At 60.6% G+C, this 16,456-nt stretch carries 13 protein-coding genes; 6 read left to right on the top strand and 7 right to left on the bottom strand.

The window, feature by feature from the left end:
* Positions 1–30 precede the first annotated feature (30 nt).
* Genes ABV589_RS02910 through pepN form a run of 3 tightly spaced genes read left to right on the top strand, consistent with a single transcriptional unit; the run spans position 31 to position 3,786 of the window.
* Positions 31–291, top strand: coding sequence for a DUF1315 family protein (locus ABV589_RS02910; RefSeq protein WP_007919229.1), 261 nt, complete (start codon positions 31–33; stop codon positions 289–291).
* Positions 288–1,118 carry a DUF2797 domain-containing protein gene (locus tag ABV589_RS02905; protein ID WP_367084781.1) on the top strand — a complete coding sequence of 277 codons (831 nt, stop codon included), beginning with the start codon at positions 288–290 and terminating at the stop codon, positions 1,116–1,118. The genes ABV589_RS02910 and ABV589_RS02905 overlap by 4 nt, the downstream gene beginning before the upstream one ends.
* A gap of 10 nt (positions 1,119–1,128) precedes the next feature.
* Entirely contained in the window at positions 1,129–3,786 is a 2,658-nt protein-coding gene (pepN, locus tag ABV589_RS02900) for an aminopeptidase N (protein ID WP_367084780.1), read from the top strand.
* Positions 3,787–3,913: 127 nt separating this feature from the next.
* Here the strand turns inward: pepN and katG are convergent, their stop codons facing one another.
* Positions 3,914–6,184: a catalase/peroxidase HPI gene (gene katG, locus ABV589_RS02895; protein WP_367084779.1), complete on the bottom strand. Its 2,271-nt coding sequence runs from the start codon at positions 6,182–6,184 to the stop codon at positions 3,914–3,916.
* A 334-nt stretch (positions 6,185–6,518) separates the two neighbouring features.
* Here katG and ABV589_RS02890 point away from each other — a divergent pair, with 334 nt between their 5' ends.
* Positions 6,519–8,555, top strand: coding sequence for a TonB-dependent receptor (locus ABV589_RS02890; RefSeq protein ID WP_367084778.1), 2,037 nt, complete (start codon positions 6,519–6,521; stop codon positions 8,553–8,555).
* Positions 8,556–8,667: 112 nt separating this feature from the next.
* Here the strand turns inward: ABV589_RS02890 and ABV589_RS02885 are convergent, their stop codons facing one another.
* The gene (locus ABV589_RS02885) at positions 8,668–10,899 is read right to left on the bottom strand and encodes an LTA synthase family protein (protein WP_367084777.1); all 2,232 of its coding nucleotides are present in this window, start codon (positions 10,897–10,899) and stop codon (positions 8,668–8,670) included.
* Between the two features lie 310 nt (positions 10,900–11,209).
* Here ABV589_RS02885 and ABV589_RS02880 point away from each other — a divergent pair, with 310 nt between their 5' ends.
* A complete protein-coding gene (locus ABV589_RS02880) occupies positions 11,210–12,226 on the top strand; it encodes an ABC transporter substrate-binding protein (RefSeq protein WP_367084776.1) in 1,017 nt (338 codons plus the stop codon).
* Positions 12,227–12,265: 39 nt separating this feature from the next.
* On the opposite strand, the gene ABV589_RS02875 is transcribed toward ABV589_RS02880, so the two are convergent.
* Positions 12,266–12,463 carry a helix-turn-helix transcriptional regulator gene (locus ABV589_RS02875; protein WP_007965825.1) on the bottom strand — a complete coding sequence of 66 codons (198 nt, stop codon included), beginning with the start codon at positions 12,461–12,463 and terminating at the stop codon, positions 12,266–12,268.
* Positions 12,460–12,834 (bottom strand): hypothetical protein, encoded by a 375-nt coding sequence (locus ABV589_RS02870; protein WP_007965824.1) that lies wholly within the window; start codon positions 12,832–12,834, stop codon positions 12,460–12,462. Before ABV589_RS02870 ends, ABV589_RS02875 begins: the two co-directional genes overlap by 4 nt.
* Positions 12,835–13,114: 280 nt before the next feature.
* Between ABV589_RS02870 and ABV589_RS02865 the strand changes: the two genes are divergently transcribed.
* Entirely contained in the window at positions 13,115–13,669 is a 555-nt protein-coding gene (locus ABV589_RS02865) for a hypothetical protein (RefSeq protein WP_367084775.1), read from the top strand.
* A gap of 110 nt (positions 13,670–13,779) precedes the next feature.
* Here the strand turns inward: ABV589_RS02865 and ABV589_RS02860 are convergent, their stop codons facing one another.
* The 3 genes from ABV589_RS02860 to ABV589_RS02850 all read right to left on the bottom strand — a co-directional run bounded on the left by ABV589_RS02860 (position 13,780) and on the right by ABV589_RS02850 (position 16,427).
* Positions 13,780–14,259, bottom strand: a complete 480-nt coding sequence (locus ABV589_RS02860) for a copper chaperone PCu(A)C (protein WP_007965820.1) — start codon at positions 14,257–14,259, stop codon at positions 13,780–13,782.
* A complete protein-coding gene (locus tag ABV589_RS02855) occupies positions 14,259–14,864 on the bottom strand; it encodes an SCO family protein (RefSeq protein ID WP_003224200.1) in 606 nt (201 codons plus the stop codon). Before ABV589_RS02855 ends, ABV589_RS02860 begins: the two co-directional genes overlap by 1 nt.
* 156 nt (positions 14,865–15,020) lie before the next feature.
* Positions 15,021–16,427, bottom strand: a complete 1,407-nt coding sequence (locus ABV589_RS02850) for an efflux transporter outer membrane subunit (RefSeq protein WP_367084774.1) — start codon at positions 16,425–16,427, stop codon at positions 15,021–15,023.
* Positions 16,428–16,456 lie beyond the last annotated feature (29 nt).

The following is a 16,456-nucleotide window of genomic DNA, read 5'->3' as shown; positions in this document are numbered from 1 at the left end:
TTTAAGTGAATAAAGAGCACGGAGACCCTGATGTCCTCTTTTAACGACATGATCAACAACATCACCCCGGACATCTACGAGAGCCTGAAACTGGCCGTGGAGATCGGCAAGTGGTCCGACGGCGGCAAACTCACCGCCGAACAGCGCGAGCTGTCGCTGCAGGCGATGATCGCCTGGGAAATCCAGAACCTGCCTGAAGACCAGCGCACTGGTTACATGGGCCCGCAGGAATGTGCGTCGAAGTCGATCGAAGTGCCGAACATCCTGTTCAAGTCGGATGCCATCCATTGATCGAGATTGGCCGCGGTGCAATCAGCAAAATGTCGGCGCGCCTGGACGGGCCGAATGTGCAATACGCGTTTCGTCTGGATGATGTCGAGGTGCCGATCAATCCGATGATCGGCACCACGGTGCGTCTGGAGTACCTGGGGGCGATTCATTGCACCCATTGCGGGCGCAAGACCAAAACCAGTTTCAGCCAGGGTTACTGCTACCCGTGCATGACCAAACTGGCGCAGTGCGACCTCTGCATCATGAGTCCGGAACGCTGCCACTTCGACGCCGGAACCTGCCGCGACCCGGTATGGGGTCAGAAGTTCTGCATGACTGATCATGTGGTGTATCTGGCCAACTCGTCGGGGATCAAGGTCGGTATCACCCGCGCCACGCAGTTGCCGACCCGCTGGCTCGATCAGGGCGCAAGTCAGGCGCTGCCGATCATGCGCGTATCGACGCGCCAGCAGTCGGGCTTCGTCGAAGACCTGTTCCGCAGCCAGGTGGCCGACAAGACCAACTGGCGCGCGTTGCTCAAGGGCGATGCGGCGGCGGTGGACCTGGCGCAAGTGCGCGATCAGTTGTTTGAAAGCTGCGCCGAGGGCTTGCAAGGCCTGCAACAGCGATTCGGCCTACAGGCAATTCAGACGATTGCCGATGTAGAACCTCTCGAAGTCCGCTATCCGGTCGAGCAATACCCGGCCAAAATCGTCAGCTTCAACCTGGACAAGAACCCGATTGCCGAAGGCACGCTGCTGGGGATCAAAGGTCAGTACCTGATGTTCGACACCGGCGTGATCAACATTCGTAAATACACGGCCTATCAGCTCGCCGTGCATCAATAAGGATTCCAGCATGCGCACCGAACAACCGAAGATGATTTACCTGAAGGACTATCAGGCGCCCGAGTACCTGATCGACGAGACGCACCTGACCTTCGAGCTGTTCGAGGACCACAGCCTGGTTCACGCGCAACTGGTGATGCGCCGCAACCCGGAGCGTGGCCCGGGCCTGCCGCCGCTGGTACTTGACGGCCAGCAGCTGGAACTGCTGTCGGTAACCCTGGCCGACCAGGAACTCAGCGCCGGCGATTATCAGCTGAGCGAAAACACCCTGACTCTGCAACCGGCCAGCACCAGCTTCACGGTCGACACCAGCGTCCGGATCCACCCGGAAACCAACACCGCGCTGGAAGGCCTGTACAAGTCCGGCACGATGTTCTGCACCCAGTGCGAGGCTGAAGGCTTCCGCAAGATCACCTATTACCTCGACCGCCCGGACGTGATGAGCAAGTTCACCACCACGGTGGTCGCCGAACAGCACAGCTATCCGGTGCTGCTGTCCAACGGCAACCCGATTGCCTCCGGCCCTGGCGAAGATGGCCGGCACTGGGCGACATGGGAAGACCCGTTCATGAAGCCGGCGTACCTGTTCGCGCTGGTGGCCGGTGATTTGTGGTGCGTCGAAGACACCTTCACCACCATGACCCAGCGCAATGTCGCGCTGCGCATCTACGTCGAGCCGGAAAACATCGACAAGTGCCAGCACGCGATGAACAGCCTGAAGAAGTCGATGCGCTGGGACGAAGAGGTCTACGGTCGCGAGTACGATCTGGACATCTTCATGATCGTCGCCGTCAACGACTTCAACATGGGCGCGATGGAGAACAAGGGCCTCAACATCTTCAACTCCAGCGCCGTGCTGGCCCGCGCCGAAACCGCCACCGACGCCGCGCACCAGCGGGTCGAGGCGATCGTCGCCCACGAATACTTCCACAACTGGTCGGGCAACCGCGTGACCTGCCGCGACTGGTTTCAGCTGTCGCTCAAGGAAGGCTTCACGGTGTTCCGTGACGCCGGTTTCTCCTCGGACATGAACTCGGCCACGGTCAAGCGCATTCAGGACGTGGCGTACCTGCGTACCCACCAGTTCGCCGAAGATGCCGGTCCCATGGCCCACGCGGTGCGTCCGGACAGCTTCATCGAGATCTCCAACTTCTACACCCTGACCGTGTACGAGAAGGGCTCGGAAGTGGTCGGCATGATTCACACCCTGCTGGGCGCCGAAGGCTTCCGCAAGGGCAGTGACCTGTACTTCGAACGCCACGACGGCCAGGCCGTGACCTGCGACGACTTCGTCAAGGCCATGGAAGATGCCAACGGTGTCGACCTGACCCAGTTCAAACGCTGGTACAGCCAGGCCGGCACGCCGCGTCTGGCGGTCAGCGAGTCCTACGACGCCGCGGCGAAAACCTACAGCCTGACCTTCCGCCAGAGCTGCCCGGAAACCCCGGACAAAGTGGAAAAACTGCCGTTCGTGATCCCGGTCGAACTCGGTCTGCTCGACAGCAAAGGCAACGAGATTGCCCTGCGTCTGGCCGGTGAAGCGTCGGCGCAAGGCACCAGCCGCGTGATTTCGGTCACCGAAGCCGAACAGACCTTCACCTTCGTCGACATCGCTGAACAGCCGCTGCCATCGTTGCTGCGTGGTTTCTCGGCACCGGTGAAACTGAGCTTCCCGTACAACCGCGACCAGTTGATGTTCCTGATGCAGCACGACAGCGACGGCTTCAACCGCTGGGATGCCGGTCAGCAATTGTCGGTGCAGGTGCTGCAGGAGCTGATCGCGCAGCAGCAGAAGGGCGAGAGCCTGGTGCTTGATCCGCGTCTGATCTCGGCGCTGAAAACCGTGCTGTCTGACGAGTCGCTGGATCAGGCCATGGTCGCCGAAATGCTCTCGCTGCCGAGCGAAGCGTATCTGACCGAAATCAGCGAAGTGGCGGATGTCGAGGCGATCCACACCGCTCGCGAGTTTGCCCGCAAGCAACTGGCGGACAACCTGTTCGAAGCGCTGTGGCTGCGTTATCAGGCCAACCGCGATTTGTCGAAGCAGACACCATACGTGGCCGAGGCTGAGCACTTTGCCCGTCGCGCGCTGCAGAACATTGCGCTGTCGTACCTGATGCTCAGCGGCAAGCCCGAAGTGCTGGCCGCTACGCAGGAACAGTTCGAAAACAGCGACAACATGACCGAGCGCCTCACCGCGTTGGCGGTGCTGGTCAACTCGCCGTTCGAAGAACAGAAGGCCAAAGCGCTGGCGACTTTCGCCGAGCACTTCAAGGACAATCCGCTGGTCATGGATCAGTGGTTCAGCGTGCAGGCCGGCAGCACGTTGCCTGGCGGTCTGGCGCGGGTGAAGGCGTTGATGCAGCACCCGGCTTTCAACATCAAGAACCCGAACAAGGTGCGTGCGCTGGTCGGTGCTTTTGCCGGGCAGAATCTGATCAACTTCCACGCTGCCGACGGTTCGGGCTACCGCTTCCTCGCGGATCTGGTGATCGAGCTGAACGGCTTCAACCCGCAGATTGCTTCGCGGCAACTGGCGCCGCTGACCCGCTGGCGTAAATACGACGCTGCACGGCAGGCACTGATGAAGGCTGAGCTGGAGCGGATTCTGGCTTCGGGGCAGTTGTCGAGCGATGTGTATGAAGTGGTGAGCAAGAGCCTGGCTTAAGTAGGGATAAGATCAGACCTTGTGGGAGCGGGCTTGCCCGCGATGGCGGCATCAGATTCAACGTTGAAGTTGAATAATCTACCGCTATCGCTGGCAAGCCAGCTCCCACAGGTTTTTGCGTTTTCTGTTACTTCAGGTCGAACCGGTCCAGCTCCATTACTTTGGCCCACGCCGCCACGAAGTCTTTGACGAACTGATCTTTCGCATCAGAACTCGCATACACCTCGGCCAGCGCGCGCAATATCGCGTTGGAACCGAACACCAGATCGACCCGCGTCGCCGTCCACTTCACGCTGCCGGTCTTGCGGTCGCGTCCTTCGAACTCGTCCGCCGCCGGTGAGGTCGGTTTCCACTCCACGCCCATATCGAGCAGGTTGGTGAAAAAGTCATTGCTCAGCGTTTCAGTGCGAGCGGTGAACACACCATGCCGGCTTTGCCCGACGTTGGCCCCCAATACCCGCAGACCGCCGACCAGCACGGTCATTTCCGGAGCGGAGAGGGTGAGCAACTGCGCCTTGTCGATCAGCAGCGCCTCGGCCGAAACGGTGTATTTGCCCTTGCTGTAGTTACGGAAACCATCGGCAATCGGTTCGAGGAAACCAAACGACTCGACGTCGGTTTGCTCCTGACTCGCGTCAGTGCGGCCTGGATTGAACGGTACAGAGACCGAATGCCCGGCGTTTTTCGCCGCTTGCTCAACCCCGGCGTTACCCGCCAGCACGATCAGATCCGCCAGCGAGACTTTCTTGCCGGATGAACCGGCGTTGAACTCGTTCTGAATGCCTTCAAGGGTCTTCAGTACCTTGTCCAGTTGCTCCGGTTGGTTGGCCTGCCAGAACTTCTGCGGGGCCAGACGCAGACGCCCGCCGTTGGCGCCGCCACGTTTGTCCGAACCACGGAAGGTCGATGCGGCGGCCCAGGCGGTGGAAACCAGTTGCGACACCGACAGTCCGGACGCCAGCACTTTGCTTTTCAGCGCGGCGGCATCGTTGCTGTCGATCAGTGGGTGAGTGGCATCGGGAATCGGGTCCTGCCACAGCAGTTCTTCGTTCGGCAGTTCCGGCCCGAGGTAGCGCGACAGCGGGCCCATGTCGCGGTGGATCAGCTTGTACCAGGCGCGGGCGAAAGCGTCCGCCAGTTGATCCGGGTTGGCCAGGAAGCGACGGGCGATCGGCTCGTAGATCGGGTCGAAACGTAGCGCCAGGTCGGAGGTGAGCATGGTCGGCGAGAGCTTTTTGCTTGGATCATGCGCATGTGGAACAGTGCCTGCGCCGCCGCCGTTTTTCGGTTTCCACTGGTGCGCACCGGCCGGGCTTTTGAACAGTTCCCACTCGAAGCCGAACAGGTTTTCCAGGTAGTTGTTGCTCCATTGGGTCGGGGTGGTGGTCCAGGTCACTTCCAGGCCACTGGTGATGGTGTCGGCGCCTTTGCCGGTGCCGAATGCGTTGCGCCAACCAAGGCCTTGTTCTTCCAGCCCGGCCGCTTCCGGCTCAGGCCCGACATTGTCGGCCGGGCCGGCGCCGTGGGTCTTGCCGAAGGCGTGACCGCCAGCGATCAGCGCCACGGTTTCCTCGTCGTTCATCGCCATGCGGCCGAAGGTTTCGCGGATATCGCGACCCGAAGCCACCGGATCCGGGTTGCCCTCGGGGCCTTCCGGGTTCACATAAATCAGGCCCATCTGCACGGCGGCGAGCGGGTTCTCCAGATTGCGTTCGCCCTGATCGGTGCGACTTTCCTCTTTGCCGTGCAGGTCCGGTTCAGCCACCAGCGTGCCGTCACCGGGCTCCTGCATGGCCGACTTGTCCTTGCCGTAGCGACTGTCGCCGCCGAGCCATTCGTGTTCCGAACCCCAGTAGACGTCTTCATCCGGTTCCCAGACATCGGGGCGTCCGCCGGAGAAGCCGAAGGTCTTGAAGCCCATCGACTCCAGCGCGACGTTGCCGGTGAGCACGATCAGATCGGCCCAGGAAATATTGCGACCGTATTTCTGTTTGATTGGCCACAACAGGCGCCGGGCCTTGTCGAGGCTGACGTTGTCCGGCCAGCTGTTGAGCGGGGCGAAACGCTGCTGGCCGGAGCCGGCGCCACCGCGGCCATCGGCAGTGCGATAGGTGCCGGCGCTGTGCCAGGCCATGCGGATGAACAGCGGCCCGTAGTGGCCGAAGTCGGCGGGCCACCAATCCTGGGAATCGGTCATCAGCGCGCGCAGGTCTTGTTTCAGGGCCTGAAAGTCCAGGCTCTGGAAGGCTTTGGCGTAGTCGAAGTCCTTGCCCAGCGGATCGGACTTGGGCGAGTGCTGGCTGAGGATCTTCAGGTTCAGTTGATTCGGCCACCAGTCACGGTTCGTCGTACCACCACCGGCGGCGTGGTTGAACGGGCATTTCGATTCGTTTGCCATGTTCGGGTCCTTATCAGGTCTTGTACGGCCGGCTCGTGCCGACTTCGGACTAGTAAGGCTAGACCCGACTCGGGCAGTCAGCTAATAGGCCGACTATTGGAGCTTGATAGCCGCAGTCTTTCAGCATTACCCCTACTCGGACAGGTCGCTGCAGGCTCCGATTCGAGCCAGAAACTGCGTGCTTGAGCGCTCGCTGCAAAACGAATTGCAAGAATCGTGATGACAGAAAGAAATGTTATTGTATAACATAAAAAAGATTTCATTCTGTTTCTGCCAGCGTTATTTGCCAAGCGCCGGCAGCGATCCTCACTTTTCTGCTCACGGAAGTTCTGAAATGCCTGCCCGTTCCCAACCCCTTCAACGACGCCTGACGCCTCTGGCCGCCGCGCTGCTGATTGCCTCACCGGTGTTCGCCGCCGAACCGCTCGAACTGCAACCACAAATCATCACCGGCAATCCTTTAGGCAGCCAGACCCTCGCATCGCCCTCGACCGTGCTCAGCGGCGACGACCTCACGTTGCAGCAGAAGGGCAGCCTCGGCGAGACGCTGAACAGGCAGCCCGGCGTGTCCTCGTCATACTTCGGCCCGGGTGCGAGTCGGCCGATCATTCGCGGTCAGGACGGTGACCGCATTCGCATCCTGCGTAACGGCGTCGGCGCGCTGGACGCCTCGTCGCTGTCCTACGACCACGCGGTGCCGCTGGATCCGGTCAACGTCGAGCGCATTGAAATCGTCCGTGGCCCAGCGGCGCTGCTTTACGGCGGCAGCGCGATCGGCGGGGTGGTCAACACCTTCGATAACCGCATCCCCACCGAAGCCATCGACGGCATTCACGGTGCGGGCGAGTTGCGTTACGGCGGCGCCGACACCACCCGCAGCAGCGCCGGGAAACTGGAGGCTGGCAACGGGCAGTTCGCCTTGCACCTGGACGCCAGCGCCCGCGAGTTCAATGACCTGAAGATTCCCGGCTACGCCAAGACCGGCGCGGCACGCGCCAGCGACGACGGCGACTCGCGCAAGCATCGGCTGGCCAACAGCGACGGTCGTCAGGATGGCGGCGCCGTCGGCGGTTCCTACACCTGGGATGACGGATACGCCGGTCTGTCCTACAGCAATTACGATTCGAACTACGGCTCGCCCGCCGAAGACGATGTGCGTATTCGCATGGAGCAGGAGCACTACGCGTTCGCCTCGGAAATCCGCAACCTCGACGGACCGTTCAGCTCGGTCAAATTCGACGCCGGTTATACCGATTATGAGCATCGGGAAATCGAGGGCGGTGAAGTCGGCACCACCTTCAAGAACAAGGGCTACGAAGCGCGGGTTGAGGCCCGGCATCAGCCCCTGGGACCGTTCAACGGGGTGATCGGCGCTCAGGTCAGTCGCAACGAATTCTCGGCGCTGGGCGAAGAAGCCTTCGTGCCGCACACCGATACCGATGCCGGCGCGCTGTTCATTCTGGAGGAATTACAGGCCACCGAGCGTCTGCTGTTCACCCTCGGCGGCCGATTGGAGCACACCACAGTCGACCCGGATGCCAAAGGCAACGAACGCTTTGCCAATGCCGACAAGTCGAGCAGTTTCACCGCCGGCAGCCTGTCGTCCGGCGCGGTGTACACATTGACGCCGATCTGGTCGGTCGCCGCGACACTGGGCTACACCGAGCGCGCACCCACGTTCTACGAGTTGTACGCCAACGGTGCCCACGTCGCGACCGGCACCTATGAAGTCGGCGATGCCGGTCTGTCGAAAGAAAAAGCTGTGTCCAGCGACCTCGCATTGCGTTTCGACAACGGCACGCACAAGGGCAGCGTCGGCGTGTTTTACAGCCACTTCTCCAATTACATTGGCTTGCTCGGCACCGGCCGCACATTGAATGACGAAGGCGAAGAGGGTGCCGGCGGAATTCCCGAATACCGCTACTCGGGCGTGCGTGCCCGCTTCAGCGGCATCGAGGCACAGGATCGCTGGACGCTTGGCGAAAATGCCTACGGCAAGTTTGCTTTGGAGCTGTCGGGCGATTACACCCGCGCCAAGAACCTCGATAACGGTCAGGATCTGCCGCGCATCGCGCCGTTACGCTTGAACAGCGGCTTGCTGTGGGAACTGGATCGCTGGCAGGCACGGATCGATATCGAACACGCCAGCTCGCAACATCGTGTGCCCGACAACGAAAGCAGCACCGATGGCTACACCACGCTGGGGGCGAATGTGGGGTATCACTTCGATGTCGGCCAGAGCAAATGGCTGGCCTTCGTCAACGCCGAGAACCTGACCAACCAGACCGTGCGCTACGCCAGCTCGATCCTGCGCGATGTTGCACCGGCGCAAGGGCGCAGCATCCAGGTGGGATTACGCACGACGTTCTGATAGCCCATCGCCCCCCCGTGTAGGAGCTGCCACAGGCTGCGATCTTTTGATCTTGTATTTTTCAAGATCAAGATCAAAAGATCGCAGCCTGCGGCAGCTCCTACAGGGGGCATCAGCTTGACTGCGCGGTGTCATCATCCGGCAAAACATCCAGCGGATCTTCCTGCCCCGGCAATTCAGTAATCACACTGAAATCCGTGACCTCGACCGCGCCCAACCCATAACCCAGCAAGTGGAACGAGAAGGCCTTGCGCTGTTGCGGGTTGTCGAAGCTGAAATCCATCTCCAGCGGCTGATCGGCCGTGGCGACCATCTCGGTCGGCAGGCCCAGTTGCACGTCCTGTTCGAACTCCTTGGCCTTGAGCTGGATGTACGCCGCCTGCTGCGGATCCACCGAGCGCACGGTCAGGCGCACGCGGGTGTGCGAACCCTTGGGCATTTCCAGGTATTGCGCACCGATCAGGTTGTCGGCCCAGTCATCGTTGATCTGTGCCTGCAGCGGGATGACGTTGTTGCTGCCGAACTGGTAACGCTGATTGAGTGGCGTGCGCAGCAGCGACAGGTCCAGCGCCATGGCCCGCGCGGCAATCTGTCGGGCCTGCTGGCTGCTTTCAGTGCCCTTGAAGGTGGCGCGCTCGGCAATGAAACCGGCGCTTTCGTAGTAGCGGCAACGGCGCGGCATATCGCACTCGGAAAAGATCCCCTGACCGTTGTGATAGCGCAGCTTGCCGTTGGTGTAGGACATGATTTCGCGTCCGCTTTCGTAGTCACGGAACAGCGAACGGCCGCTCAGCGCCGATGGCACCGGCAGATCGAAATAGTCGAGGATCGATGCGCTCAGATCGACATGACCGTAGACCCCGGCATTCAATCGCGGCAGTTGCTCGTGCTCCGGCGCCAGGGTCAGATTGAAACCCCACGATGACGCCAGACGCACGCCATCAATGCCGTGGGATTCGTCCGAGGTGATCACCACCAGCGTGTCCTTGAGCACGCCTTGGCGTTCGAGACCGCTGAGGAACTGCTCCAAGGCATCGTCGAGATAACCGACGGCGGCCTGTTTCGGCGTCTCGTAGCGCGCCAGATATTCTTCCGGTGCGGAGTAGGGCTGGTGGGTGCCGACGGTCAACAGGGTGAGCATCCACGGCTTTTTCTGCTTCTTCAGTTGGCCAACGTAATCCAGCGCGCCTTCGAAGAACGCCTTGTCATCCTTGCCCCACGGGAACTCCAGATAATTGGCGTTAGTGAACCATTCCAGACCATGGGTCGCATCGAAGCCGATGTGCGGCATGATTTTGTCTTTGGCCATGAAACGCAGGCCGGCGCCTTGCAGGTAATGGGTGCTGAAGCCGTTCTGCCGCAGTTGCGCCGGCAGGCAGGCCTGATTGCGCTCCTGCTGGGTGAGCATCTCCACACCTTTGGGCGTGCCGTTGTTGAGCTTGTCGTAATCGCCGCAGAGCATGGCGTACAGGCCGCGAATGGTCTGGTGCGTATGCAGCACGTAATCCGGGGTGTTCATGCCGCGCTCGGCCCAGCGGCTGAGGTTGGGCATCAGGTCTTCCTGATAATGGCTGCCGATGGCTTCGCGATTGGCGCGGATGTAGGCGCCGGGAATGCCTTCCAGGGCGATGATCAGCACATTGCGCGCCTGCCCCGGTGCGGCCAGCAGCTTGTGCCCGTTGAGATCCAGGTCGGTCAGCCCGGCCATCTGTGGCGCGGGTTCTTCGACGTCACCGTCCAGCCATTCTTCGGCCTGCAACTGCAGATCGGCCACTTGAGCGGCGAGCAACTGATGCGGCAGGTTGTACAGGCGCCACGGATCCTCTTCGTTCGGCCACAGGTTCTGCACGCCCCAGTGCGCGGCGAACAGCAGCGCCGGCGCTGCCCATACAGCGCGGGGCAGGGCAGCAGCGGGTTGCGCGCGATTGGCGAAGCGCGTCAGTAACCAGAGCAGCAGCGCCAGCAACAGGGCAATGCCCAGCGCCGGATGGGCAAGGCCGCCACCGGTGGAGTTTTCCACGAACTGCGGGTCAATCAGGTAATGCAGGTCGGATGGGTTCGGCAGGCGACCGACAGCGCTGACCAGTTCGGCCGTCGCCACCGCCAGCAATCCCCAGAACAGCAGCAACGGCAACGCCAGCCACCACGCGCGACGATGCAGCAACAGTACCAGCACACTGCCAATCGCCAGGTCGGACAAATAGCCCAGCGGCGACGACCAGCCCAACGCCGCGCGCAGGCATACCGGTACGATCAGCACCAGCAGAATCAGGGAAAACAGGCGGGCATGGGGCTGCCGCAACCAACGCAAAAGAACGCTCACAAAAAAAGACCTTCCAGCCATCAAACCGTCATAAAAGTGTGCGCGATGATACCAAGGGTGGGCTGTCTGATCGCCCTTTTAAACACCCGGCTGATCCGCTCGCGCAGACGTGACGCAAGGCTTGAGGCCGTGACCGGCGTTGGTGTCCGCCCGCTGGCGGCTGACGTACAGCTTGTAACCGGTGGCAGATTTATTGTTTCAGGCTGTTTAAATCAGCGCGCAACGGCAAACATGGGCGTGCTATGGATATTCGATAACGGTATTTAATTTCTATTTTTTATAGCGATAGAGTTCGGCCTTTCTGCCCAATCCACCGTGCTGCGAGGTTGTCATGGCCATACCGTTCAAACGTTCTGCGCTGACTCTGTTGGCCGCATCCCTGGCAGGCAGTCTGCTGTTCAGCGGCGCCGTCCAGGCCGAAGGCAAGATCAGCATCGCCCAGCAATTCGGTATCGGTTATCTGATTCTCGATGTGGTGCGTGATCAGCAACTGATTGAAAAACACGGCAAGGCGCAGGGGCTGGAGATCAAGGTCGACTGGAACAGCATCTCCGGCGCCACTGCGATGAACGAAGCGCTGCTGACCGGCGCGCTGGACGTGGTCTCCGCCGGGGTGCCGCCGATGCTCACCGTGTGGGATCGCACGCGCGGCAAACAGAACGTCAAGGCGATTGCCTCGCTTGGCTCGATGCCCAATTACCTGCTGACCAACAACCCCAACATCAAGACCCTCAAGGATTTCAGCGACAAGGATCGCATCGCCGTGCCAGCAGCGGGCGTGGGGTTCCAGTCGCGGACCTTGCAGATCGAAACGGCCAAGGAATTCGGCAATGATCAGTACAAGAAATTTGACGACATCTCGGTCAGCCTGCCGCACCCGGACGCCACGGCAGCGCTGATTGCCGGCGGTTCGGAAATCAACGCGCATTTCTCCAGTCCGCCGTTTCAGTATCAGGCGCTGCAAAATCCCAACGTGCACAAGGTGTTGAGTTCCTACGACGTACTCGGTGGCCAGGCCACGTTCAACGTGCTCTACACCACGGAAAAATTCCACGACGAAAATCCCAGGACCTACAAGGCGTTCTACGACGCGTTGGCCGAAGCGGAAAAAATCATCAAGGCCGACAAACCCGCCGCCGCTCAGGCGTACATCCGCGTCGAACAGTCCAAACTGCCGCTGGCGCTGGTCGAGAAGATCGTCACCGATCCCGAAATCGACTTCACGGTGGTGCCGCAGCGCACGTTTATCTATGCCGAGAAATTGCAGGAACTGGGCGTGCTGAAGAACAAGGCCGACAGCTGGAAGGATTACTTTTTTGAAGAGGCGCATGGCGATGCCGGGAGCTGATAACGCTCAGGCATCGCCCACCGTCGTGCAATTCGGCGATCAGTTCGAACCGTCGTCGAAGATGCTTTCAATCGGTAATTCGAACGTCCGGGCAATTTGAAAGGCCAGCGGCAGGCTCGGGTCATAACGTTCGTTTTCGATGGCATTGATCGTCTGCCGCGACACCTTGAGGCGTTCCGCCAGATCGACCTGCGACCAGTTGCGCTCGGCGCGCAGTGCCTTGAGGCGATTTTTCATTGGTAGCGGCGTCGAGCGATTTGCAGACCGAGAATCCACATCGCGCCCATCACGGGCCACACGCAAGTCCACGGGATGTGTGGGGCGCCGACGTTTTCCAGAAAACCGTAACTGAAGGTCAGCAATGCCGAAGCGGCGAAGGCAAATCCCAGCGCTTCGAACTGGATACGCAGATGCATTTCGTCCAGGCGCCGCATATTGCGCACGACGCTCCAGCACATCAATCCTGCCGGAATAACCGGTGTCAGCGCGACGGCTGAGCGCAGAATCATGTTGGCTTCCGTCAGGTATTGCGTGGCGATCACTGAGGCCGTCAACACCAACATATAGAGGATCAACGCCGCGCCCATTTCAAGGTAGTACCGGTTCATTCTTCAACTTCCTGTGTAAAAGACCCTTTACATACTGGCTAAAATTTTTCTTGATGTAAAGCAAGCTTTCCATAGCCTTGGCCGGGCTGTTTCTGGACAGCGTAATGGCCAGTCAGTAGCATTCGAGCCCGACGGACTTTCCCTCTGCACGTCGTCCGACGTGGAATTCTCAAGGAATCGATATGCACGACACCCCCAATGGTGAACAACGAACGCTCGTGACCTTGGTCAACGGCGAGATTCATCGCGAAACCCGGATCAGTTTCAGCTCGGTATAGCCATGCAAGCGTTCACAAGTGGAAAGGTCGTCATCGAGTTCGGTGATTTCAGAGGAACGATGGTTCGTCATGAACGGTTTTCGATGCCTGCCGGCGAGTATCAGGATCGGTATTGGGTCAGGACTGCACAGGGTGATCTGCCGCTGGATCTGTTCAACCAGCATCTGCCGGTCAAGCGGGGCGAAGAGATCTCGGTACTCTACGGTTGCCTGCCGGGTGGCGAACACAAGATCGCGGTCCGTGTGTTCAACCACTGCGAGGGTCGGCTCACGCCGCTGTCGGAGGGGAAAATGCTTCACGAAGAATTCATTCGTCGCCTCCCGGTCAGCCTCGCGTATATTGCCTGCCTGGCGACCTCGGCAGTGGCGGGGGCGTTCTTCAATTGGTGGGGTGCGCCGGCGGGATTGGTCGTCTACTACCTGCTGAAGGCTGAGAGCGCCAAACGCAAAATGCTTCTGATCAGTGGTTTGGACCTGCATCTGGAGAAGTTGAGCAAGCGTTATTTGCGTCAAGCGTTACGGGGCAGGGTTACGCGGTTGCTGGCGCGAAATCCTTGAATGACCGCGCAGTTGGATTGGCAGAAGCGGGACAGTGATTCTCTCGCGCAATAAAAAGGGGCGACCTGATCATCGATCAGGCCGCCCCTTTTTATTGCCGCAAAGTCAGATCAATGCATCTTGCTGTGATCGTGACCTTCCATGTGCGTCAGCGCACGGACTTCGGCTTTGACTTCGACAGTCTGCTTCTCGCCCTTGGCGTTTTCCACGGTCAGGGTCAGCGGTACGCTTTCGCCTTCCTTGAGTTGGCCGGTCAGGCCCATCAGCATCACGTGGTAGCCGTTCGGGTCGAAGGTGACGGCTTTGCCGGCCGGCAGGTCGACCGACTTGACCGGGCCCATGCTCATCACGTCGTTCTTCATCGACATTTCGTGGATCTGCACATCTTTGGCCACCGGCGAGGCCACGCTCAGCAGTTTGCTGTCGCTGTCCGCGGTGACGGTCATGAACGCGCCGCTGGCCGATTGGGTCGGCACGGTCGCACGCACCCAGGCGTCGTCGACCTTGGTCTGAGCGCTGGCCTGAAAAGCCAGGCCCAGCAGGGACACAGCGAAAACGGCGCGTTTGATGTTGTTCAAAACGGGGTGCATCAGCAGACCTCCATAACGGTGAGCAAATCTTCCGTGCACTCTTGTGCCGAAAGCGATACAGACAGACCCAGGCGCAGCTGGCCGCGCGAGTCGTAGACGTAACTGGTGGACGTGTGGGAGATGGTATAGGTGTCGCCGGCCGGCACCTTCTCGAAGAACACGTCGAATTCCTTGGCGGTGGCCTGTGTTTCTTCCAGCGTGCCGTACAGCGCGACAAAGCTCGGATCGAAAGCTTTGACGTAGGCGTCGAGGATCTGCGGCGTGTCGCGTTCCGGGTCGAGGGTGATGAAGATCACCTGCAGACGGTCGCCGTCCTTGCCCATCAGCTTCTTGATTTGCGCGGCGCGGGCGAGGGTGGTCGGGCACACCGCCGGGCATTGGGTGAAGCCGAAGAAGATCATCGGCATCATCCCGCGAAAGCTCGACAGCGTCATGGTTTCGCCGTCGGTGTTCTTCAGCTTGAAGGTGCGTCCGAGGATCTTGTCACTCAGGTCCTTGCCGTACTTGTACGACAGTTGGCCACGGGTGTCGCAGCCCGCGAGCAGGCCCAGGCCCAGCACGCCCATTCCCGCAAGCACCTTGCGGCGAGTCAACAAAGCCGTCATCTAATACCGCCTTTTGCAGCCCGTCAGTCGGCAGGACTGGCGGGGGGTTAACCGTAAAAGCGGCGCATGATACCAAACTGACGGCAGACGCCGGCCACGGATCGCCGCGCGGCGCAGGATCGGGCGACAAAAGGTGTAAGAAAAAGTGACGACGGACTACTGAACATTCGCCTCATCCGCCCGCCAGCCGCCGCCCAGCGCGGTGTACAGGTTGACCTCGGCAACCAGCTGCGCCAGCCGATCAGTGATCAGCCCCTGCTGTGAACTGAACAGTGAACGTTGCGCATCGAGAAACGTCAGGCTGCTGTCGACGCCATTCTGATAACGGTGTTGCGCCAGGTTGTAGTAGTCCTGAGTGGCCTGCACCAGATCGCGCTGCGCCTGCAATTGCTGCTGATAAGTGCTGCGCGCCGCCAGCCCGTCGGCGACTTCCTGAAACGCGGTTTGAATCGATTTCTCGTATTCGGCAACCGCGACGTCCTTCTGCAATTTCGAATAATCCAGGCTCGCGCGCAGGCTGCCGGCGTTGAAAATCGGCAAGTTGATTTGCGGCTGGAACGTCCACGCCCCGGAGCCGGCGCTGAACAGCCCGGACAGGTCGCGGCTGGAGGTACCGGCGCTGGCGGTCAGGCTGACACTGGGGAAAAACGCCGCGCGCGCCGCGCCGATATTGGCGTTGGCCGCTTTCAGTTGGTACTCGGCCTGCAGTATGTCCGGGCGCCGTTGCAGCAGATCCGATGGCAACCCGGCCGGCAGTTGTTGCACCAGATCGCTGGACAGCGGCTGCGCAGGCAGTTTCTCGGGAACCTGAGCCCCGACCAGCAGCGTCAGGCCGTTCAGATCCTGCGCCACCTGACGTTTGTATCGCGCCAGATTGGCTCGCGAACTGTCGACGCTGGTTTGCGCCTGCGCCTGTTCCAGCGCCGAAGACTTGCCGGCCTCACGGTTGCGTGTGGTCAGGTGCAAGCTTTGCTCATCCGCGGCCAGGGTCTGGCGCGTCAGTTCGAGCAACTCCTGATCGGCGCGCCAGGTCAGGTAGGCATTGGCGACGTTGGCCACCAGACTCAGCTCGGCGCTGCGCCGCGCCTGTTCGGTCGCCAGCCAGGTTTGCAGCGCCTGCTCGCTGAGGCTGCGCACCCGGCCGAAAAAATCCAGTTCATAGGCACTGACGCCCAGGTTCACCGCATAGGTCGAATTGATCATGGCTTTGCTGCCGGTCACGCTGGGCGGCAGGCGTTGGCGCGACTCGCTGGCATTGGCCGACACCGCCGGCAGCAGATCGGCGCGCTGAATCCGGTACTGCGCCTGGAACGCCTCGACGTTCAGCGCCGCCACCCGCAGATCGCGATTGTTCATCAGCGCACTCTCGATCAACTGTTGCAGCGCCGGGTCGTTGAACAGCGTGCGCCAGTCTTCAGTGCGCGCTGCGCCGGGTGTCGGTGCCGGGTAAACCACGCCTTGCGGGTACTGCGCAGCGCTCGGTGAAGCAGGGCGCTGGTACTCGGGAATCAATGAACAACCGGCCAACAACACGGCGAGGGACAGCAGGGAAATGCGCAGCATCGAACGCTCTCATGCAGAAAAAATACGTG

It is taken from the genome of Pseudomonas sp. HOU2, from assembly GCF_040729435.1.
GTDB lineage: Bacteria > Pseudomonadota > Gammaproteobacteria > Pseudomonadales > Pseudomonadaceae > Aquipseudomonas.
This window is presented reverse-complemented; position numbering and strand designations above follow the sequence as displayed.